20 protein-coding genes are annotated in these 21,232 nt (G+C 72.1%); 11 read left to right on the top strand and 9 right to left on the bottom strand.

Annotated features, from left to right (window positions below; translation table 11 throughout):
• Positions 1–189 precede the first annotated feature (189 nt).
• Entirely contained in the window at positions 190–1,050 is an 861-nt protein-coding gene (locus ABUW04_RS01100; protein WP_030252823.1) for an NAD(+)/NADH kinase, read from the bottom strand.
• Between the two features lie 81 nt (positions 1,051–1,131).
• Entirely contained in the window at positions 1,132–2,160 is a 1,029-nt protein-coding gene (locus tag ABUW04_RS01095; RefSeq protein ID WP_380561747.1) for a LysR family transcriptional regulator, read from the bottom strand.
• 220 nt (positions 2,161–2,380) lie between these two features.
• On the opposite strand from ABUW04_RS01095, the gene ABUW04_RS01090 reads away from it, so the two are divergent.
• Positions 2,381–3,079, top strand: a complete 699-nt coding sequence (locus tag ABUW04_RS01090; protein ID WP_380561745.1) for a hypothetical protein — start codon at positions 2,381–2,383, stop codon at positions 3,077–3,079.
• A gap of 15 nt (positions 3,080–3,094) precedes the next feature.
• On the opposite strand, the gene ABUW04_RS01085 is transcribed toward ABUW04_RS01090, so the two are convergent.
• Positions 3,095–5,110 carry a glycoside hydrolase family 30 beta sandwich domain-containing protein gene (locus ABUW04_RS01085; RefSeq protein WP_380561743.1) on the bottom strand — a complete coding sequence of 672 codons (2,016 nt, stop codon included), beginning with the start codon at positions 5,108–5,110 and terminating at the stop codon, positions 3,095–3,097.
• Between the two features lie 179 nt (positions 5,111–5,289).
• Here ABUW04_RS01085 and ABUW04_RS01080 point away from each other — a divergent pair, with 179 nt between their 5' ends.
• The gene (locus tag ABUW04_RS01080) at positions 5,290–6,297 is read left to right on the top strand and encodes a LacI family DNA-binding transcriptional regulator (protein ID WP_030252815.1); all 1,008 of its coding nucleotides are present in this window, start codon (positions 5,290–5,292) and stop codon (positions 6,295–6,297) included.
• A 16-nt stretch (positions 6,298–6,313) separates the two neighbouring features.
• Here the strand turns inward: ABUW04_RS01080 and ABUW04_RS01075 are convergent, their stop codons facing one another.
• The 3 genes from ABUW04_RS01075 to map form a co-directional block, all read right to left on the bottom strand.
• On the bottom strand, positions 6,314–7,480 hold the full coding sequence (locus ABUW04_RS01075) for a GDSL-type esterase/lipase family protein (protein ID WP_380561740.1): 1,167 nt from the start codon (positions 7,478–7,480) through the stop codon (positions 6,314–6,316).
• Between the two features lie 60 nt (positions 7,481–7,540).
• Positions 7,541–8,110 (bottom strand): TetR/AcrR family transcriptional regulator, encoded by a 570-nt coding sequence (locus ABUW04_RS01070; RefSeq protein WP_380561738.1) that lies wholly within the window; start codon positions 8,108–8,110, stop codon positions 7,541–7,543.
• Between the two features lie 79 nt (positions 8,111–8,189).
• Positions 8,190–8,957 (bottom strand): type I methionyl aminopeptidase, encoded by a 768-nt coding sequence (gene map, locus ABUW04_RS01065; RefSeq protein ID WP_380561736.1) that lies wholly within the window; start codon positions 8,955–8,957, stop codon positions 8,190–8,192.
• Positions 8,958–9,020: 63 nt separating this feature from the next.
• On the opposite strand from map, the gene ABUW04_RS01060 reads away from it, so the two are divergent.
• Entirely contained in the window at positions 9,021–9,296 is a 276-nt protein-coding gene (locus ABUW04_RS01060) for a helix-turn-helix domain-containing protein (RefSeq protein WP_380561734.1), read from the top strand.
• Positions 9,297–9,328: 32 nt separating this feature from the next.
• Here the strand turns inward: ABUW04_RS01060 and ABUW04_RS01055 are convergent, their stop codons facing one another.
• Both ABUW04_RS01055 and ABUW04_RS01050 read right to left on the bottom strand, forming a co-directional pair.
• Positions 9,329–9,577: an SCO4226 family nickel-binding protein gene (locus ABUW04_RS01055; RefSeq protein ID WP_030252806.1), complete on the bottom strand. Its 249-nt coding sequence runs from the start codon at positions 9,575–9,577 to the stop codon at positions 9,329–9,331.
• A gap of 110 nt (positions 9,578–9,687) precedes the next feature.
• A complete protein-coding gene (locus tag ABUW04_RS01050; RefSeq protein ID WP_380561732.1) occupies positions 9,688–10,950 on the bottom strand; it encodes an ROK family protein in 1,263 nt (420 codons plus the stop codon).
• A 152-nt stretch (positions 10,951–11,102) separates the two neighbouring features.
• Between ABUW04_RS01050 and ABUW04_RS01045 the strand changes: the two genes are divergently transcribed.
• The 5 genes from ABUW04_RS01045 (at position 11,103) to ABUW04_RS01025 (ending at position 18,151) form a co-directional block, all read left to right on the top strand.
• Positions 11,103–12,422 carry an ABC transporter substrate-binding protein gene (locus ABUW04_RS01045; RefSeq protein WP_380561730.1) on the top strand — a complete coding sequence of 440 codons (1,320 nt, stop codon included), beginning with the start codon at positions 11,103–11,105 and terminating at the stop codon, positions 12,420–12,422.
• Entirely contained in the window at positions 12,419–13,345 is a 927-nt protein-coding gene (locus ABUW04_RS01040) for a carbohydrate ABC transporter permease (protein WP_037594839.1), read from the top strand. Before ABUW04_RS01045 ends, ABUW04_RS01040 begins: the two co-directional genes overlap by 4 nt.
• Positions 13,342–14,247: a carbohydrate ABC transporter permease gene (locus ABUW04_RS01035; protein ID WP_380561728.1), complete on the top strand. Its 906-nt coding sequence runs from the start codon at positions 13,342–13,344 to the stop codon at positions 14,245–14,247. Before ABUW04_RS01040 ends, ABUW04_RS01035 begins: the two co-directional genes overlap by 4 nt.
• Positions 14,248–14,258: 11 nt before the next feature.
• Positions 14,259–16,262 (top strand): hypothetical protein, encoded by a 2,004-nt coding sequence (locus ABUW04_RS01030; RefSeq protein ID WP_380561726.1) that lies wholly within the window; start codon positions 14,259–14,261, stop codon positions 16,260–16,262.
• Between the two features lie 62 nt (positions 16,263–16,324).
• A complete protein-coding gene (locus ABUW04_RS01025; RefSeq protein ID WP_380561724.1) occupies positions 16,325–18,151 on the top strand; it encodes an RICIN domain-containing protein in 1,827 nt (608 codons plus the stop codon).
• 18 nt (positions 18,152–18,169) lie between these two features.
• Here ABUW04_RS01025 and ABUW04_RS01020 read toward each other — a convergent pair whose 3' ends face one another.
• Positions 18,170–19,102, bottom strand: coding sequence for an NADP-dependent oxidoreductase (locus ABUW04_RS01020; protein WP_380563405.1), 933 nt, complete (start codon positions 19,100–19,102; stop codon positions 18,170–18,172).
• A 198-nt stretch (positions 19,103–19,300) separates the two neighbouring features.
• Between ABUW04_RS01020 and ABUW04_RS01015 the strand changes: the two genes are divergently transcribed.
• From ABUW04_RS01015 to ABUW04_RS01005, 3 genes are all read left to right on the top strand, one after another.
• Positions 19,301–19,504, top strand: a complete 204-nt coding sequence (locus tag ABUW04_RS01015; protein ID WP_380561722.1) for a DUF4287 domain-containing protein — start codon at positions 19,301–19,303, stop codon at positions 19,502–19,504.
• Positions 19,505–19,561: 57 nt separating this feature from the next.
• On the top strand, positions 19,562–19,975 hold the full coding sequence (locus tag ABUW04_RS01010) for a type II toxin-antitoxin system VapC family toxin (RefSeq protein ID WP_380561720.1): 414 nt from the start codon (positions 19,562–19,564) through the stop codon (positions 19,973–19,975).
• Positions 19,976–20,097: 122 nt separating this feature from the next.
• Positions 20,098–21,231, top strand: a complete 1,134-nt coding sequence (locus ABUW04_RS01005; RefSeq protein ID WP_380561718.1) for a serine hydrolase domain-containing protein — start codon at positions 20,098–20,100, stop codon at positions 21,229–21,231.
• Position 21,232 lies beyond the last annotated feature (1 nt).

Genomic DNA, 21,232 nt, shown 5'->3' with positions numbered 1-21,232 from the left:
TGGAACCATGTGTTGGATCGATCCACTGTCGCAAATCTGGCGCATTCTGCGCGAGCCGAGCGCACGCACCGGCGCGCGGCAGGCCCGGGCCGTCGTCGAGGCCGCCGCCGAATCCGGGGAGCAGCGCAGCCGGCGTGGGCGCCGAGGGGACTTCCTGCCGGTGCGTCGCCGATGCCGGGCGTGCCGGGGTCAGTTGGGTTCCGCGGAGCCGGAGAGCTGGAGCTTGCGCTGGGCGCGTTGGTAGAAGGTGGTCTGGCCGAGGCGGACGATGCGGGCCGCGGCGGGGAGCATGTTCAGCTCGACGACGTCGCCCGGGCAGACCTGGCCGACCAGGCGGCCGTCGGCCTCGATGGCGAGGTCGCCGCTGTTGGGCAGGATCTCCAGGGTCAGCCGCTCGCCGCTGGAGAGGAACAGCGAGCGGTTGAAGGCCGAGTGCGGCGCCACCGGGGTGACCAGCAGTCCCTCGGCGTTGGGGGAGACGATCGGTCCGCCGGCGGAGAAGCTGTACGCGGTCGAGCCGGTGGGGGTGGCCACCACGATCGCATCGGCGCTGTAGCGGACGAAGGGCTGGTCCTGGACCCGCACCGCGACCGCGGCCGACTTGTGGCCGGGGGACCGGATCAGGACCACGTCGTTGAGCGCGGTCTCCTGGCGGGAACCGAAGGTCACCTGGACGGCCGAGCGGCCCTCCACGGTGAACCGGTGCTGGTCGATCGCGTCGAGCGCGGCCGGGACGTCCGGGATGTCGATCTCGGCGAGGAACCCCAGGCGCCCGACGTTGACTCCGAGCACCGGCGCGCGGCCGCCGACGGCCAGGCGCATCGCCCGCAGCATGGTGCCGTCCCCGCCCAGGCTGACCACCAGGTCGGCGGAGGCGTTCATCTCGTCGGCCAGCACCGGCAGGGCCTCGCAGCCGATCCGCGCCACCTCGTCCGCGAGCCCCAGGACCTTGGAGTCCCGGCCCCGGCTCCAGCGGACGATGGTGTCCACGATCGCGGTGTCGGTCCGCTCGGGGTGGAGTACCAGGCCCACCGCGCTGATCAGTCCCATGGGAGCTCCTCGAGGTCGGTCCGTGCGGTCCGTGGCCGTGACGCTCTCAGTCAGGCACAGCCGGTCAGCACGGGCAAGACCCTAACCCGGCATTCGGGCGCTCCCCGTCCCGCCGCGCCGGGGAGCGCCGGGGGAGGGGGCGGCCTGGTCGGCGGGGTCGCGCAGCGGACGGACGACGATGTCCCCCATGCCCTGGTCGGCCAGGGTGATCGCCTCGGCGTGGTCGCGGGTCGCCTGCTGCAGTGCGGCCGCGGCCGCTGACGCCGCTGCCGAAGAGGAGCCGTGGCCGGTGCGGTAGAGCGTCCTGGTGATCTGGCTGCCGGTGACGGGCAGCGTGGTGACCGTGACCTGGGCCAGGTGCGCGGCGAGGTACGCGGGCAGGATCGCGGCGCCGACCGCACCTGCCAGCAGGGCCTGGACGGTGCCCAGGTGCTCGGCGCGGTGCTCGACCGACGGGGTGACGCCGTGGGTGCTCGCGAACCGGGCGAAGGCGCGACCGCGTGCGGAGTCGGCGGGGGCGCCGATCCAGGGGCGGCCGGAGAGTTCGGCCGCGGTGGCCGGTACCTCCCAGCCGGCCGGGACGACCACGCGGTAGGTGTCCTCGCTGAGCACCTGCGCGCGTACGGCGGGCGGCAGCGGCAGGGCGGTGTCCCGGTCGTCGGTGATGACCAGGACGTCCAACTCGCCCAGGCGCAGTTGCCGCAGGCCGTCCTCCAGCCCGGCCTCGGCGAACCTCGGCTCGACCCCGGGATGCCACTGGGCGAGCAGCGCCAGCGAACGGGCCGCGATCCTGGACAGCACCCAGGGGGTGGCCCCGATCGCCACCGGCCCCTGCACGACCTGGTGGTTGGCCGCGCTCAACTGCTGGGCGGCGAGGGTGAGTTCCTGGTCGATGCGGGCACCGGTGGCGGCCAGCAGCCGTCCGCCGGCGGTGAGTTCCAGGCGCGGGCCGGAGCGGTCCACCAGGGGGAGTCCCACCTCCCGTTCCAGGGCGGCCAGTTGCTGGGACACCGCCGAGCGGGTGTGGCCCAGCCGGCGGGCCGCTGACGCCAGTCCGCCGCTCTCCGCGATGGCGTGCAGGACCAGCAGCCGCCGTGGATCGAGGTCCATCCGTGCGGCCCCTTCTGTCGTCCGGGGCGTCATCGTGCCACAGGGCGTTCGGCCATGGCCAGCTGTGCTGTCGGGAGGGGTAAGCAGAGCTGTCCGGAGGGACTGTCCTGCCGGGGCCCGGCTGCCAGACTGGCCGTCATCCCCAGGGCTTCGGCAGTCGGCCGCCCTGGTTCCCGCATGCCCGAAGCCGGGCTGAAGCCCGTACCCGAGGAGGCCGTTCATGGCACGACTTGCACCTCTGCGCGTCCGGAGGCCGGTCGCCGGCGCAGTCGTAGTGCTGCTGGCCGGCGCGCTGGTGTCGGCCTGCGGGGGAACCCCCACCCCCCAGGCCGAGCCCGGTACGGCCGGCGTGGCGGCGGCCGGGGACGCGAAAGCCGGCGCTGCCACGGGCACGTCGTACGTGCTCAGCGCCCCCGCGGTGGCCGGCGGCTACCCGCAGGGGCAGCCCTCGGCCCAGCTGGTGCAGCAGGTGGACGGCGACCTCAAGCAGACGGCCCAGCAGCTGGGCGTGTCCGGTACGCCGGTGCACGCCTACTACGACGACCGCGCGGACGGGGCCTGGATCTTCTACAACGGCGTCACCGGCGCCGGCTTCGACCCCGACCACCTGCACGACCTCCTGGACCAGCCCCCCGCCACCAAGGACGACGGCGCCGGCGACCTGCTCAGCACCAGTGCCGTCGACGCCGACCCCGGGTCGCACGGCGGCCGCGCGGTCTGCAACACCGTCCTGGTCCAGAACGCCATGCTGTCCACGGCCGCCACCACCTGCTCCTGGTTCACCGCGACCACCGCGGCCGGCATCACCGTGGTCATCAAGGGGGACGGCACCAACACCAAGGTCGGGTTCACCGCGGCCGACGTGGCCCCGATCATGCGGGCGATCAGGGCCGACGTCGAGCAGTCGAAGAGCCGGTGACCGGCAGGAGCGGCGTCAGCGGCGGTCGGCGCCGGTGTAGGCACGCACGTCGGCGACGCTCCACCAGCTGCCGCTGGCGGCCGTCAGGGTGAGGCGCACATAGCGGGTGCCGCGGCCGTCGACGTCGACGCTGGTGAACTGCCCGCTGCCCTGGCCGTCGGGGACCTCCGTGGTCCAGTGCACGCCGTCGGTGCTGGTGGCCGCGGTGTAGCCGCGCGGGTAGTCGCCGGTGGAGGCGCCGGTGTCGAAGACGACCTGCTGCGGGTGGAGCACCTTGCCGAGGTCGACCTGCAGGTACTGGCCGGGGGCCTGGGAGGTGCCGGAGGAGAAGCGGGTGCTGGCGTCGTCGTCGACCGCATTGGCCGCCGGGTCGGTGCTGCTGCCGGTACTGGCGGTGGCGGTCCATCCGGTCGGGTCGAGCTGCTGCGCTCCGTGTCCGGCGGCGGAGCCGGGGTTGCGCCAGACGAAGGTGGCCAGCGCTCCGCCGGGCAGCGTGTAGCTGAGGTTGCGGTCGCCCTCGCGGATGGCGAAGGTCTGCGGGTTGTCGTTCTCGTTGTGGGCGACCAGGACGGTGCTGCCGTCGGGGTTCCGGAAGGCGACGTCCTCGACCTGGCCGTTCCATCCGGTGGTGCCGAAGGAGGTGCTGGCGATCCGGACCGCGCCGGGCTGGACGAAGCGGGCCAGGTGGCCCAGGGTGTAGTACTCGGCGTTGCGGGTGACGGTGCCGTCGGCACCGATGGTCAGCACCCCGGTGCAGCCGGTGCAGCCGCCGGTGTGCGGGCCGCCTGCGGGATCGAGGGCGATGTTCCAGTTGATGACGGTCTTGGCCCAGTTGCGGGTGGCGCCGATGACCAGGTTGCGGGCGTGCCACTTGAGGGTGTCGGAGAAGGTGTCGGCCGGGTTGGCGGACTGGCTGCCGGAGCACTCGGTGAAGTAGATGTCCTTGGTGGGGAACTGCCGGTGCAGCGCGGTCATCGCGCTGGGGTCGCCGTAGTAGCAGTGGTAGGCGGTGCCGGAGATGTACTGGGCGGCGGGGGAGTTCAGCAGTTGCTGGGGGTAGTCGTCGACGTCGGCGGTCTCGTCGGGCGGGGTGGCGGCCGCGTCGTTGGGGTGCTCGGTCCAGTTGTGGTCGTAGCCCAGGATCGTGGTGTCCAGGTGGGCGGCGCGGAGCATCGGGCCGAGCTGCTCGATGACCTTGGCCTCCTGCCAGGACGGCATGTCGGTGCCGGGGTAGCCGGACGGGGTGCGGTTCTGCGGCTCGTTCTGCACCGTGATGGTGTCCACCCGCACGCCGTTGGCCCGGTAGGCCTGAATGAACTTCACCAGGTAGGCGGCGTAGGCGCGGTAGACCCTGGGGTCGTCGATCAGGCGTCCGCCGGTGAGCGAGCCGCCGGTCTTCATCCAGGCGGGCGGGCTCCACGGGGTCGCCAGGATCTGCAGGTGCGGGTTGAGCTGCTCGGCCTGTCGCAGCAGCGGCAGGATCTGGGCCTGGTCGTGGGCGATGCTGAAGTGGCTGAGCGAGTAGTCGGTGCTCCCGGCCGGGACGTCGTCGTAGGTGTAGGCCGGTCCGGTGGTGAAGTCCGAGGCGCCGACGGGCTGGCGCAGGTAGTCCAGGCCGTCCCCGGAGGTGGGGCTGAAGAGCGAGCGCATGGCGGCGGTCCGGGCCTGCGGGTTCAGGGCGGACAGGACCGAGGCGGAGGAGTCGGTGATGGCCGCGCCGAAGCCGGACATGGTCTGGAAGGTGCGGCTGGGGTCGACCACGACGGTGGGCGCGGTGCTGGGCGTGGTGGTGAAGCCGACGGTGCCGGCGTCGGTCATGGTGTCGGTGCCGTCCGGGGTGGTGATCCACACCTGCGCCGATCCTGAGCCGGAGCCTGAGACGGAGCCAGAGATGGCGCCCGAGCCGGAGACCGATCCCGCCGCGGGGTTGCGGACGGAGGCTGCCTGGGCCGGGGCCAGCCCGGTTCCGACGACGGCCGCAGCCGCGAGCGTGCAGACTGCGGCGAGCAGGGCTTTGCGTGGTGGACGCATGGGACCTCTCCAGGGACGAAGCGGAACGCGGCTTTGAAACGAAATGAAACAAATGTCATTCCGGCGAAACACACGTAAGCGCCCGGGCTCGGACCCTGTCAAGGGGGTTGTCATGGTTCCGCAACTACGGCCGCGGGGCTGCGGTATGCTCCGGCGCATGAAACAAAACCGGGTGACGCATGGCTAGGCCCCGGGCGAAGCACGTCACGGTACGGGCCATCGCAGCGGAGGCCGGGGTGTCCATCGCCACCGTCTCGCGCGTGATCAACGGCCATGCGACGGTTTCCCCGCAGACCCAGGAACTGGTCCGGCGCGCCATGGACCGGCTCAAGCCGGCGCCCCCCGCCGCGCGCCCCGGCGCGGTGTACGTGCGCTGCCCCTATGTGCTGACGGACTACTTCGGCGTCATCGTCACCTCGATCGCCGACACCCTGGCGCTGCACGGCCGCGACCTGGTGCTCGGCGCCGGCGAGTCCGCGCAGAGCGCGCATGTGCTGACCTCGCTGCCGCACAACCCCGCAATCGCGGGCGCCGTGCTGATCCTGCCGCCCGAGCCGGACCAGGAGCTGCAGGACCTGCGGGCGGCCGGCTTCCCCTTCGTGGTGGTGGATCCGCGCACCGAACTGCCGGGCGAGATCGCCTCGGTCTCGGCCGCCAACGCCGCCGGCGCCCGCAGCGTCACCGCGCACCTGACCGCGCTGGGGCACCGGCGCATCGGCGTCATCGGTGGGCCGGGCAACTGGCTGGCCGGCAAGGCAAGGCTGCTCGGACACACCTCGGCGATGGCCGAGGCCGGCAGTCTGACCACCTCCGACCTGCTGCGCAGCGCGGAGCCCACCACGGAGAACGGCTACCGGGCGGCCCGGGAGCTGCTGTCCCTGGCGGACCGTCCCACCGCCCTGATCGGCTTCAACGACAAGGTCGCGGTGGGCATCCTGCGCGCCGCGCACGAGCTGGGGCTGCGGGTGCCGCAGGACCTGTCGGTCGCCGGCTTCGACGACAGCGACCTGAGCCGCAGCACCCAGCCCAGGCTCACCACCGTGCGCCAACCCCTGGAGGAGATGGGCCGGATAGCGGTCTCGCTGCTGACCCGGCACCTGGACGGCCACACCGTGGACACCCTGCACATCGAACTGGCCACCCAGCTCGTGGTCCGCGAGTCCACCGGCCCGGTGCCGACGCGCTGACACCGGGTCAGTCGGGTCAGCCGGCGCTGCCGAGGCCGAGTTCGGCGAAGCGCTCGCCCATCCGGCGGTGGGTGGCCGCGTCCGGGTGCAGCTGGTCGGGGAGCGGCAGTTCGGCGCTGTCCGCCTCGCCGTAGAGCTCGCGGCCGTCGAGGTGGCGCAGGTTGGGGTCGTCGGCGGACCGCTGCCGGACGATGCGGGACAGTTCCTCGCGGATGGCCGTGAGGGTCAGCTTTCCGGCCGCGCGTTCGGCGGGGTCGCCGGTGGCGGTGAACCGCAGCTGTCCGGTGGCGAGCGCAGCCAGGTCGAAGGTGGTGGGCCCCGGGGTGTCCTCGTGGATGGGGCAGAGGATGGGGGAGACGACCAGCAGCGGCGTGGTCGGATGGCCCTCGCGGACGGTGTCCAGGAAGCCGTGCACCGCGGGGGTGAAGGCGCGCATCCGCATCAGGTCGGTGTTGACCAGGTTGATGCCGATCTTGAGGCTGATCAGGTCGGCCGGGGTGTCCCTGATGGTGCGGGCGGCGAACGGGTCGAGCAGGGCGCTGCCGCCCAGCCCGAGGTTGACCAGCTCCACCCCGGCGCGGGCGGCGGCGATCGCGGGCCAGGTGGTGCTGGGGCTCGCGGCGTCCGAGCCGTGGCTGATGGAACTGCCGTGGTGCAGCCACACCTTGCGGCCGCGGTCCGGCACCGGCTGGACCGCCGCGTCGGTGCGCAGCGAGACCAGTTCGGTGGTCTCGTTGTGCGGCAGCCAGATCTCGACGTCCTTGTCCTGGTCGGACAGGCCGGTGAAGCGGACGGTGGCGACCGGGCCGGGGCGGTGGTCGGCGGTGCCGGTGGCCATGTCGATGGTGAGCGTGTTGCCGCCGGGCGCGACGGCCTGGCCGGCCAGGCGTCCGTCGACGACCAGGTCGTAGACGCCGTCCGGGCGGGGCGGCGCGCCGGCGTAGCTGCGCTTGGTGGGCAGCGTGTCGAGCTCGACCACGGTGGCGCGGGTGCGCAGCACCAGGCGCACCCCGGAGGGCTGGGCCTCGGCCATGGCCAGCTGCGGGTCGGTGTTCTGGGCGCGGGCCCAGGCCGGCAGCCGGTGCGGCAGCAGGCCGTGCCCGGTGCGCTCCAGGTCCAGCGCGCCGCGCAGCAGGTCGGCGGTGATGGGTGTGGTGGTCAGGTCGTGCTGAGGGTGCGTCATGTCTCCGCCTGGCGATGGGGATGTTCGAGGAGGATCGGATGGTCGGGGCGGCCGGTCGGGTCAGGGCGCGGGCCAGTTGCGCAGCAGGGCGTCCAGCGCGTCCAGGGACCGCGACCAGCTTTCCTGGCTGTCGGGCGCGCTGTGGCTGAAGCCGCCCGACAGCTCCAGGGCCACATAGCCGTGGAAGGCGCTGCCCAGCAGCCGTACGGCGTGGGTCTGTTCGGGCTCGGCCAGGTCGTAGCCGCGCAGTACGGCCCGGGTCAGCTGGGAGAGCCTGACGCCGGCGGAGGCGGCGGCCGCCTGCGGGTCGAGCCGGTACTGGGCTGCCGCGTAGCGGCCGGGGTGATCGCGGGCGTAGTCGCGGAAGGTGTTCCCGAGCGCGGCCAGCGCGTCCCTGCCGGCCCGGCCGGCCATGGCCTCGGCGGCCCGGTCGGCCAGCTGCTCCAGGGCGAGCAGGGCGATTCCGGTCCTGAGGTCGTGCGAGTTCTTCAGGTGCGAGTAGAGGCTGGCGACCTTGACGTCGAACCGCCTGGCCAGCGCCGAGAGCGTCGCCTGGTCGAAGCCGACCTCGTCGGCCAGCTCCGCCCCCGCGTCGATCAGGCGCTGGGTGCTGAGTCCTGCGCGTGCCATGGTGTGCCCTGCCTCCCGGTTTCCTGCATCGACCATACATTTGCCTAATGCTTATAGGCAAATGCGCGATCGAGTTAGCTCACGGCAGGGTGAGGATGCGGGGGCCGTCCTCGGTGACGGCGATGGTGTGCTCGAAATGGGCGGCCCGGCTGCCGTCGACGGTGCGCAGGGTCCAGCCGTCGGGGTCGGTGCGGTAGGCGTTCTGTCCGCCGGCCATGAGCATGGGCTCGATGGCGATGGTGAGCCCGTGGCGCAGCGGGTAGCCGCGGCCGGGGCGGCCGTGGTTGGGGACGTGCGGGTCCTCGTGCATCCGGCGGCCGATGCCGTGGCCGCCGAAGTCGGTCGGCATGCCGCAGCGGGCCCTGCGGGCGACGCTGCTGATGGCGTGGGAGATGTCGCCGATGCGGTGGCCGACGGTGGCCGCGGCGATGCCGGCCTCCAGGGCCTGCTTGGTGGCGGCGATCAGTTCCAGGTCGGCGGGGCGGGGCGTGCCGACGGTGAAGCTGACGGCGGCGTCGCCGGTCCAGCCGTCGAGTTCGGCCCCGCAGTCGATGCTGACCAGGTCGCCGTCTCGGAGCCGGTAGTCGCCGGGGATGCCGTGGTCGACGGCGTCGTTGACGGAGGCGCAGATCACGGCGGGGAAGGGGGTGGGGGCGAAGGGCGGCCGGTAGCCGAGGAAGGGTGAGCGTGCCCCGGCTGCGGCCAGTACGGCGCGGGCGGCCTCGTCCAGCTCGCGCAGCCGGACGCCCACGGCTGCTGTTCCGCGGACCGCCGCCAGCGTGTTGGCCACGACGCGTCCGGCCTCGCGCATGGTCTCCAGCGCGGTGTCGGTCTTGATCTCCACCATGGATCGGAAGCTCCCTGCGATGCGGTGATGCCCAATACTTATACCGGTATTAGTATCACGGGCATGGTGAGAACTCCTTTGACCCCGGAAGAGCGGCAGCGGGGCGAGCGCTTCGGCGCCCTGCTCCGTCAGGCCCGCGGCGAGCGCAGCATGGTGGATGTGGCGGCGGCGGCCGGGCTGTCCGCGGAGACGCTGCGGAAGATCGAGACCGGCCGGGCGCCGACCCCCGCCTTCTTCACCATCGCCGCGCTGGCCTGGGCCCTGAACGTCTCCCTGGACGAACTGGCCGCCGCCTGCGCCGCGGATGCCGACGGCGAGGGGGCGGCCATGTCGGCCTGACGGTCGCCGGCCGGGTCCGCCGGCCTCAGATCTCAGACCGTGAGCGGAACCGGATGGACCTCGTCGGCCTTGTGCCCGGCGCGCTCATGGACGCGTTGCACCGCGTCGACGGACGGGGCTTCGGACAGGCAGTACACCGTGCCCGAGTCCGGGTCCGCCCAGGCCTGCTTGAAGTGGACGTTCTCGCTCGCCTCGATGGCGAGGTCGGCCTGGTGGGCCGATGCGAGCTGCTCCGCGGTGATCCCGGTCATGCCGTGGTGGACATCGATGAACGTGGCCATGGTCTACACATCTCCGTCGGCTCGGTGCGGTCCGCCCGGAGCGCAGCGGTCCCGCCGCCTGTCCGGTCGGCTCCCTCCAGGATGAACCCGCTGCGAACCGGACGCCAAGGTCAGGCGGTGCCGCTGGGGTCCTGGTATACGGCGTCCAGGGCCAGGTAGGCGCCGCCGCGGGCGGGTGCGGTGAAGCCGAGGGTCGAGGGAAGTACCTCGCAGCCGCCGCACTCCGGGGCCATCACCCGGCGGGCCACGCCCTCGCGGACGCTGGGCAGCAGGTAGTCGGCGAAGACCGCGAAGTAGCCGCCGAGCACCACCGCGCGCGGGTTGAGGACGTCGACCAGCAGGGCGACGCCCAGCGCCAGGTCGTCGGCGATCAGGGCGAGCGCCTGCAGCGTGCGCGGGTCGCCGTCGTCGGCGCGGCGGCGCAGGTCGGCCAGCCTGGACTCCACGTCCAGGGACGGGTCGTGGACCGGGTCGTCCGGGTCGGAGGCGTGGCGCAGCAGGGCGCCCAGGCCGACCATGGTCTCCCAGCAGCCGACCCGGCCGCAGGCGCAGGGGTGGCCGCCCGGGGCCAGCGGCATGTGGCCGATCTCGCCCGCGAACCCGCGTGCCCCGCGCATCAGTTGGCCGCCGCTGATGATGCCTCCGCCGACGCCGGTCTCACCGGTGACGTAGATCAGGTCGTGGATGTCGGAGGCCGAGGCGACCAGGTACTCGGCGATCGCGCCCAGCTTGGCGTCGTTCTCCAGCCGCAGCGGCGGCGCGGATCGGCCCAGCCGCTCCCGCAGCGCGTCCAGCGCCGCGACGTCGCGCCAGCCGATGTTGCTGGCGAAGGCCACCCGGCCGGTGGTGATGTCGACGTTCCCGGGCGCGGCCAGGGCCGCGCCCACCACCCGGGCGCCGGCCGCCTGGACCGCGGCCTCGGCCTCGCGGACCAGGGCCGCCGCGCTGTCCAGGACGGACTCCGGGCCGGCGGTCCGCACGTCCACGGCGATCCGCCGCTGGAAGGCCACCTCGCCGCGCAGGTCGAGCGCGACCACCGCCAGGTAGTCGACGTTGATCTCCACGCCGACCCCGCAGATGGTCCGCCCGTCGATCTCGACGGCCTGGCTGGGACGGCCGACCGAGCCGTCGCGCTCGGAGGCCCCCTCCCGCACCAGGCCCAGCTCGACCAGTTCGGAGATCAGGCCGGTGATGGTGGGCCGGGGCAGTCCGGTGTCCGAGGCGATCCTGGCGCGTGAGCGCGGGCCCGAGTCCCGCAGCAGCCGCAGCACCAGGCCGAGGTTGGTGCGCCGGATCGAGGCCCGGTCGCTCGGCTTGGACGGGCCGGCCATCGCGACCTCGTGCGCCGCGCCCCCACGCAGGTCTGCCTTCACGCTCACTCCCTACCCGCCGTCGTCCGGCACTGAAAGTTCTGCCGCGGTGTTGACTTCCGCCGCCTTAGTTATGATCCTACTTTAATTAATCGGGCTGTTCGCAAGTCCTCGCACGCCAAGTTATTCGATCGCTACCTCGTAGGAGACTTCAGGTGAGACGTCGTCAGATACGCGCCGTGGCACTGTGCGCCGCCCTCGCATCCATGGCCGTGGTGAGCGGATGCAGCTCCAGCGGCAGCACGGGCAGCTCGCAGAGCCCGTCCAGCGCCGGCGGCACGGTCAAGCTCGACTTCTGGGGCTGGGCCCCCGGGTACGAGCAGTCGGTCGCCCTGTTCAACAAGAGCCACCCGGGCATCCAGGTCATCTTCGACAAGACGCCCTCGGGCTCCAAGGGCGGCTACACCAAGATGCTGACGGCCGCTCAGGCCGGCAACGCGCCGTGCCTGGGCATGGTCGGCTACGAGACCATGCCCAGCTTCGCCGCCGCCGGGGCGATGATGGACGTCACCCAGTACCTGGCCCCGGCCAAGAGCCAGTTCGCCGCCTGGACCTGGAACCAGGTGACCATCGGCGGCAAGACCTACGGCGCCCCGGTCGACACCGCCCCGATGGGCCTGCTCTACCGCAAGGACCTGTTCGCCAAGTACGGCATCAGCAAGCCCCCGGTCACCTGGGCCGAGTACGCCGCCGACGCGGCCAAGGTGCACGCCGCCGACCCCAGCGTCTACCTGGGCGACTTCGGCAACGACGCCTACAACTACGCGGGCCTGGCCTGGCAGGCCAGCGCCCCGTGGTTCGGCACCAGCGGCGGCCAGTGGCAGGTGAGCCTGAACAGCCCCGCCAACCAGAAGGTCGCGGGCTACTGGCAGGGCCTGCTGGACAAGAAGCTGCTCAAGACCGACCCCAGCTACGACCCCACCCTCTACAAGGACATGGCCGCCGGCAAGATCCTCTCCGACGTCAACGCGGTCTGGGACACGCCCATCCTGGCCTCCAGCGTCAAGGGCACCTCCGGCAAGTGGGCGGTCGCCCCGATGCCGGTCTGGGACGCCGCCAACCCCGTCTACGGCAACGACGGCGGCTCGGCCACGGTCGTGCTCAAGGGCTGCGCGCACCCCAAGGAGGCCGCCGAGTTCGCCACCTGGATGAGCACCGACCCGTCCAGCGTCAGCAACCTGATCAAGGTGACCGGGATCTACCCCGCCGCCACCTCGGGCCTGTCCAACCCGGCCCTGTCCGCGCCGGACCCCTTCTACGGCGGCCAGGTGGTCTTCGACGTCTTCAAGGCCGAGACCCCGCACATCGACACCTCCTGGGTGTGGGGCCCGACCATGACGCAGACCTCGACCGACCTGGGCGACGGGCTCGGCACCAGCGCCGCCGGCAGCACCCGGATGCCGGACGTGCTGACCACGGTGCAGAACAAGACCGTCGCGCAGCTGAAGCAGCAGGGGATGAGCGTCTCCGGATGAGCACCGCCGCCACCACGCACAGCACGCCCACCACGCACCACGCGCGGCGGCGGGCCCGGACCGCCGCCGCGTTCCTGCTGCCCTTCGCCCTGCTGTTCGCCGTCGCCTACCTGGCCCCCATCGGCTACACCCTCTACCAGAGCCTGTTCAAGATGCACCGTGACGGGCTCGGCCTGTCCGCCCCCACCAAGGTCTTCGCCGGACTCGGCAACTACTCCGACGCGCTGCACGACCCGGTCTTCCGCAGCTCGCTGCTGCGGGTGCTGCTGATCGGCGTGGTGCAGGTGCCGGTGATGCTGGGCCTGGCCCTCGGGCTGGCCCTGCTGCTGGACGCCAAGGGCACGTTGTTCAAGCGCTTCTTCCGGCTGGCCTTCTTCCTGCCCTACGCCCTGCCCGGGGTGGTCGGCGCGCTGATGTGGTCCTACCTGGTCGCCCCCGGCCTCAGCCCGATCACCTCGGCCGCCCATGCGCTCGGCCTGCACCTGGACCTGACCTCAGGGCCCATGCTGGCCCCGACCATCGGCAACATGCTCACCTGGGGCTGGACCGGCTACAACATGCTGATCATCTACTCCGCACTGCAGGCCATCCCGCCCGAACTGGCCGAGGCGGCCCGGATGGACGGCTGCTCGGCACTGGGCATCGCCTGGCACGTCAAGATCCCCATCGTCCGCCCGGCGCTGGTGCTGACCACGGTGTTCTCCATCATCGGCACCGCCCAGCTCTACAACGAGCCGGCCGTGCTGCAGCACGTCGCCCCCAACCTCAGCAGCAACTACACCCCGATCTTCGCCGCCTACAACGCGGTCAACGACAACAACTTCGGCTACGCGGCCACCGAGTCGGTCATCCTCGCAGCCCTCGCCTTCGTGCTCTCCTTCGGCTTCCTGAAGCTGGTCGGGCGACGGGGGGCGGCGCTGTGACGACGCTCCAGTCCACCAGGACCGCCCCGACCCGGCCGGCCACCCCGCCGCGCAGGCCGGCCCCGGCGCACCCCTCGCGCTGGCTCACCCTCGGCGTGCTCGGCATCATCTCGGTCTACTTCCTGGCCCCGGTGTGGTGGCTGCTGGTCTCCACCACCAAGAGCAACTCGGCGCTCTTCAGCGGCAACGGCTTCTGGTTCAGCGGCCGCTTCGCCCTGCTGTCCAACCTGCACGACGTGTTCACCCGGCAGGGTGCGATCTACCCGCGCTGGCTGCTCAACACCGCCCTGTACGCGGTCGGCGGCGCCGCGGTCAGCACCCTGGTCTCCGCGCTGGCCGGCTACGCGCTGGCCAAGTACGCCTTCCGGGGCCGCGAGACCGTCTTCAACATCGTGCTCGCCGCCGTCCTGGTGCCGCAGCCGCTGCTGGCCGTGCCGCTCTACCTGCTGTTCTCGCCGGTGCACCTGGTCAACACCTACTGGGGCGTGCTGATCCCCAGCATGGTCAGCCCCTTCGGGGTCTACCTGGCCCGGATCTACGCCGCAGCCTCCGTCCCGGACGAGCTGATCGAGGCCGGGCGGGTCGACGGCGCCGGCGAGGTCCGCATCTTCGCCACCATCGGCCTGCGGCTGATGTCCCCGGCGCTGGTCACCGTGTTCCTGTTCCAGTTCGTCGGCATCTGGTCCAACTACCTGCTGCCCGCGCTGATGCTGGCCGACGACAAGCTGCAGCCGGTCACCGTCGGCCTGGTCGGCTGGCAGGCCCAGCGCGGCATCGGCGACGCGGTGCCGTTCAGCATCGTGATCACCGCGGCCGCCGTGTCGGTGGTCCCACTGATCGTCATGTTCCTTTCACTGCAACGGTTCTGGCGCTCCGGCCTGTCCGCCGGCAGCGTCAAATGAAGGGGAGCTGGATGCGCGCGCGCTACCACCTCAGATTCCAGATCCACCCCGACCCCGACCCGGCCCGCACCGCCGCCGACGCCACCGAGCTCGCCAAGGCCTGCGCGCAGGCCGAGGTGGACGAAGTGGTGCTGCTCACCGGCGCCGAGGAGTCCTTCGCCGGACACCTCACCGGCAGCGCCGAGGACCTCTGGTTCGAGACGGCCCGACTGGCCAAGGACACCCTGGAGGCGGCCGGACTGGAGGTCAGCCTCAACCCCTGGGTCACCGTGGGCCACGCCGACCGGGGGCGCAGCGGCGCACCGGGACGGCTCGGCTTCGCCCCGATGGTCTCCCCGTACGGGGAGGCGTCCACCGCACAGGCGTCCTTCGCCTGCCCCCGCTGGCGCGCCTGGATCGTCGCGCACTACGGGCGCTTCGCCGAGCTGGGCTTCCGGGTGCTCTGGCTGGAGGACGACTTCCGCTACCACAACCACGCACCGCTGCACTGGGGCGGCGGCTTCGAACCGCTGATGCTGGAGCGCTTCACCGCCCTGACCGGCTGGCACGGCACCCCGCAGGAACTGACGGCGGCACTGACCGCCCCCGGCCGCCCGCACCCCTGGCGCGCGGTCCTGCAACAGGTCTGGCGCGAGGCCCAGTTGGAGGTGGCCGCCGAGGTCGCCGCCGAGGTCGACCGGCGCTCGCAGGGCCGCTCACGGCTGGGCCTGATGAGCTCGGGCCTGGACGCGGCCTCGGTCGAGGGCCGCGACTGGGCGCAGCTCTACGGCGCACTCGCCATCGGCGGCCGGGCGGTGCAGCGACCGCACTTCGCCCCCTACTCCGACACCCCGGCCCGTGAGCTGAGCCGGCAGGTCTGGTCCCTGGAACTGCAGCGCGCGCTGCGCCCCGGCTTCGTCGACAGCGAACCGGAGATCGAGAACTGGCCGCACACCGCCTGGTCCAAGTCCGACACTCAGACCTGGTCCGAGATGGCCGCCGCACAGCTGGCCGGCTCGGACGCGCTGCTGCTCAACGTGCATCCCATGCACGGCCGCCGGGTCACCCGCTTCCCCCGGGTCACCGAGCTGCTGCGCCGCTCCCGCCCGGCCCTGGACTGGCTGGCCGCCCGCTACCACCGGGACCAGTCGACCATCGGGGTCGGACTGCCCTTCGCCCAGGACGCCGCCGCGCACGTCCGCACCCGGGGCAGCGGCCCGCAGGCCCTGGACGAACTGGCCGTCGACCCGGGGCCGGCGGCCGACCTGCTGCTGCGCTACGGCGTCCCGGTCACCGCCGACCCGCAGGCCCCGGTGCAGGCCCTGTTCGGCCAGTCGGCATGGGCCTTCCCGGACCAGGAGATCCGCCGCATGCTCGGCGGAGGCCTGCTGCTGGACGGCACGGCGGCCTCGGTGCTCTTTGAACGCGGCTTCGGACCGCTGCTCGGCCTGGACGGCGTCGAACTGATGCCGCGTGAGCAGCCGGACCCGAGCGGTCCCTACGCGGAGGAGCAGGTGCTGGACACCGGCGCGGTGCTCAGCGTCAACATGCAGCCGACCCTGGCCCGGCTGGAACCCGGGCCGGACACCGAGAGCTGGACCGAGATCCGGACCCCGCAGGGTCTGCGCTGGGGCTCTGGCCGCACCGCCTTCCGCAACCGCCTGGGCGGCCGGGTGGCCGTCCTCGCGGCCACCGACCCGGTCCAACTGCCCTACGACGACAGCGGACAGCAGCTGCTGCACCGCGCGGTGCGGTTCCTGGAGGGCGAACGGCCGCTACTGCCGCTGGTCACCGGCGGACCGCACCTGATCCCGCACGCCTCGCACCGCGACGGGACCACCCGCCTGGCGATCGCCAACGGCAGCGCCGACCCGGCCCGGCCGCACATCGCCGTGCCGGCGGCCCCCACCGAACCACAGGCCACCCTGCTCCGCCCGCTGGCGGCACCCCGGCCCGCCGGGACCGTCACCGACGCGGACGGCCTGCACCTGGAGACGGACCTGCCGCACCGGGGGTGGCTGGTCCTCGAATGGTGAGCCACCGCACCGAACCCCCACACCCTGCACTCCCACACCCTGCACAACTTGACGGAGGAACCATGTCCGCTCCCCACCGGAAGTCCGCCCCGGCGATCGGCGCCGTCGCCCTGGCGCTGGCCGGCGCCGGCCTGTTCGCCACCCCCGCCTCGGCGACCCCGCCGACCACCGGATACACCGTCACCATCGGCTCCATCGGCAGCTACGCCTACCCGACCGACACCCCCGCCGCGCCCTACCTGGACAAGAACGGCACCTTCTACTTCCAGCAGTCCGCCTCGCTCTACGGCAGCACCGACCCCCGCTACTGGGACTTCTTCACCGGCACGAACTTCGACACCGCCACCCGGTCCAGCGCGATCAGCGACGCGGTGAACCCGGCTAACCCCGTCGACAAGAACAACGACACCACCTACCGCTGCAACAACAGCCCCACCGGGAAGACCGCGACCGCGGCCCCGGCCGGCTCCGGCTACTCCCAGAAGAACTACTGCGACCTGATGGGCGTGTGGGTCGACCCCGACACCGGCAACTGGTACGGCCTGGTGCACAACGAGTTCACCCCCGAGCCCTTCGGCGCCAACTCCTTCTCGCACTACGACGCCATCGACTACGCCGTCTCCACCGACCAGGGCAAGGTGTGGACCATCACCGGCCACGCCATCACCAGCCCCTACAGCACCCTCCGCGGCGACACCACCGCCTTCCCCAACGGCACCTTCGACTACGGCGACGGCGACCCGCGGCTGTACGTCGACTCCGCGTCGGGCTACTTCTACGTCTACTACGGCTCGCGGATCGTCCCCAAGGCCGGCACCCCCGGAAGCACCGACAGCCTGGCCCACGTCGCCCGCGCGCCGATCTCCGGCAAGATGGCGACCGGCACCTGGCAGAAGTGGTACAACGGCTCCTGGTCCCAGCCCGGCGTGGGCGGCCTGGAGAGCAACATGGTCCCGGCGACCACGGCCGACCCCAGCGGCTACACCCCGGTCGGCAACGACTACAACCCGGCCAACGCCAGCACCGTCGACCAGCAGATCGCGGCGAACCAGCTGCCGCCCAAGTCCCCGCTGCTGGTCATGAACATCACCTACGACGCCTACCTCGGCCTGTACATCGGCGAACCCGAGACCGTGCAGCAGTCCGGCACCGAACCGCAGCAGTACTACGCCACCGACGACCTCGCCACCCAGAAGTGGCACCTGATCGGCGACTCCGGCAGCTACACCTCCGGCTCCTGGTACCGCTGGTTCCTCGACAGCGCCAACCTGACCAGCTCCACCATCGTCGGCAAGTCCTTCCGCTCCTACTGCGCCATCGCCTGCGCCGGCTCGGACGGCGAGTACGCCAACACCACCATCGACTCGGCCACGCCGGCCGCACCGCTGTTCGACCCGGCCAGGAGCTACCGGATCAGCAGCGGGGGCGGCCGGGTGCTCGCCCAGGCCGGCAAGGGCGCCGCCACCACCTCGGACGCCGCCGTGACCGGATCGGCGCTGGAGAACTGGAAGTTCAGCGCCAACGGCGACGGCTCCTACCGGATCACCAACGCCGCCACCGGCAAGGTGCTCGGCGTCGACTCCTCCGCCAAGGCCGGTCGGGCCTGGGGGGCGAAGCCGACCGTGACCGCCCTGGGCGCGGGCAACGGAACCGTCGGCCAGCAGTGGTTCATCGTCAGGAACGCCTCCCCGGCCGGAACCTACCGGCTCGTCAACCGCTACAGCGGCCTGGTGCTCGGCCTGTCCTCGAACGCCGGTCGCACCGCCGAGACCACCCCCACCCGCACCTGGACCAACACCACCGGCAACCCGGTCGGCGGCACCCGCAGCGCCGCCGAGCAGACCCTGACGGTCACCCCGGTCGGCGCACCGGCCCGGGCACCGAGGTGACCCAGTAGGGGGAGCGGGTCACGGGAGGGTGAGGACGACCTTCCCGGTGACCCGGCCGGTGTCACCGAGCGCATGGCCCTTGGCGGCCTGGTCGAGCGGGAACGTCGCCTCCACCACGGCCCGCAGCCGGCCGGCCGCCACCAGGTCGGCGATCGCCCGCATCCCCTCCTGGTCCGCCTCGACCAGGAGGACCCGGACCCGGGCCCCGCGCTCGCCGGCGCGGTCCGGCAGGTCCTCGGGGACGTTGCGGACCGCGATGGAGACCAGCTGGCCGCCGGGCTTCAGCACGTCGAGGGAGCGGGCGGCCGTGTCCCCGCCCAGGGTGTCCAGGACCAGGTCGACCGGGTCGATGTCGGTGAAGTCCTCGTTGCGGTAGTCGACCAGCTCGTCGGCCCCCAGCTCGCGCAGCAGCGCGTGCTTGGGGGCGCTGGCCGTGCCGATCACATGGGCGCCGCGCTCCTTGGCGATCTGCACGGCCAGGTGGCCCACCCCGCCGGCGGCGGCATGGATCAGCACCCGCTGCCCCGGCCGCAGGTCCGCCGTGTCCACCAGCGCCTGCCAGGCGGTCAGCGCGGCCAGCGGGATCGCGCCCGCCTGGACGTGGTCGATCCCGGCCGGCTTGCGCACCAGCGCGCGGGCCGGTGCGACCACGTACTCGGCGAAGGAGCCCGCCCCGTACGGGTACGGCAGCATGCCGAACACCTCGTCGCCGGGTTCGTGGATGGTGACCCCGATGCCGACGCCCTCCACCACACCGGACACGTCCCAGCCCAGGACCAGCGGCAGGCGGTCCAGGAATCCGGGGAACTGCCGGTGCTTCCAGTCGGTGGGGTTCATGCCTGCGGCCTTCACCCGCACAAGCACCTCGGAGGGGCCGGGAACCGGACGCTCGCACTCGGTCTCGTGCAGGACTTCCGGGCCGCCGTAGCTGTTCTGGCTGATCGCGTTCATCGTGGTCATACGGCCACGATGCCTGCTGCGCGGCTGCCGGGACAGTGGCCCGAAGGTCATGATCCGCAAGGATCGGGCCATCAGCTCTGCCGGGGTGCGGAAATCCGCGGCAGGATATGCGCCCGACGTAGATGAGTTCGACGGGTGAATCCGGTCCGACCTGAGAAACCACCGCACCGAGAAGAAGGAGACCCAGCCATGACGGCACCGGTGAAAGGCCCCGCCAGCTACTTCCCCTCGATCGAGAAGAAGTACGGCCGACCCGTCGCCTACTGGACGGAGCTGATCCGCTCCGCCCCGCTGACCAGGCACATGGAACTCGTCACCTGGCTGAAGACCGAGCACGGTCTGGGCCACGGCCACGCCAACGCCCTGGTGGCACACACCCTGGCGCAGCGGTAGGCAGCGGGGCGGCGCCGCCTACGATGCTGGCGTAGGCCCTGGAGGAGGAGACCGCCCATGACGAAGTACGTGATCACTCCGGACGTGGCCCTGCGCCTGGCCGAGGGCGAGGTGACGATCCCCGACGAGCACCGACTCCTGGCACCGACGCTGCTCCGCTCCCAGCTGCTGACGCTCCTTTACCAGGCGGTGCGCCGGGGCGAGATGTCCAGGAAGGACGCCGATCGCCGTCTCGACTACGTCCGCTCCCTGCGGATTCGACTGCTCGGAGACCGTTCCCTGCAGTCCACCGCCTGGAGGATCGCCGACCGGCTCGACTGGCCCGACACCCTCGACGCCGAGTACGTCGCACTCACCCAGCTCCAGGGCGACGCACTGGTCACCCTGGACACGGACCTCGCCGACGCGGTCAAGGGACTGGTGACGGTCGCTCCCGTCGAAGCGGTCTCGCAGCCCCCGGGGTGGTGTTAACCCCCGGTGCGATCCGGGCGGGAGCCCCCGGGCCGATGGGCCGCTGGTTGGCGACACTGGACCAGTCGGCGTCGCCGAGTCCGGCGAATCGCCCATCGCACCGCACTGAACAGGGGATTCCCATGCGCACTCGCATGATCGCCGTGTGTGCCGCTCTGGCGGCAGTCGCAGTGGGCACCACCGGAGCAGCACCCCGGGCTTCCGCAGCCGATGCCCCGGCAACCCGGTACGGGGAGGTCCAGGCGATCCTGCAACGGCTGACCACCGTTGACGGGGCGCCAGGGGCGCTGGCCGAAATCGGCGCCGGCGGCAGCCGGACGGTGCTGACCAGCGGGGTGGCGGACCTCGCCACCGGCGCGCCGGTGGCCGCGGACAGCCGGTTCCGGATCGGCAGCATGACCAAGATGTTCGTCGCCACCGTGGTGCTGCAACTCGTCGCCGAGCACAGGGTGGACCTCGACGCACCGATCGAGCGCTACCTCCCCGGGGTGGTCCGGGGCAACGGCAACGACGGCCGCGACATCACCGTGCGCCAACTGCTCCAGCACACCAGCGGCCTACCCGACTACGTCGACTATCTCAGCGAGGACAGCATCCTGGCCGATCCGCTGGCCCACTACAGCCCCCGGCAGCTGGTGAGCACCGCCCTGGCACATCCCCGGCTGTTCGCGCCCGGGACCGGATGGAGCTACTCGAACACCGACTACGTGCTGGCCGGGCTGCTCATCCGGGCCGTGACCGGCCACGCGTACGGGCAGGAGATCGACCGACGCATCATCAAGCCGCTCGGCCTGCACGACACTTCGGTGCCCGTCGACCGGTCCGCCATCCCCGGCACGCATCCACACGGCTACGCCGAGGTGACGGCTGCCGACCCGGTCGACGTGACCGCGTTCAACCCGTCGGTGGCCTACGCCTCCGGGGCCATGATCTCCAGTGGCGCGGACATGGACCGGTTCCTCGGCGCGCTGCTGCAGGGAAGGCTGCTGCCGCCCGCCGAGCTGCGGGCGATGCAGACCACGACCCCGACCGGTGACGCCTCCGGGAGCGGATACGGCCTGGGCCTGCAGAGCACCCCGCTGCCGTGCGGCGGGGTGCTCTGGGGACATGACGGCGGGATCTTCGGCTTCGAGACCATGAGCGGTGCCACGCCCGACGGCCGCCAGGTGACCGTGATGGTCAACCTCAACCCCGGCGGTACCGCCGCGCAGGACGCCGACATCCAGGCCGCCGTGACCGCAGCCCTGTGCGCGTAGT

Origin of the sequence: Streptacidiphilus jeojiensis (assembly GCF_042510965.1) — a bacterium.
Classification (GTDB): Bacteria; Actinomycetota; Actinomycetes; order Streptomycetales; family Streptomycetaceae; genus Streptacidiphilus; species Streptacidiphilus jeojiensis.
The sequence above is the reverse complement of the archived record's forward strand: the minus strand, read 5'-3'. Positions and strand labels throughout refer to the sequence as shown.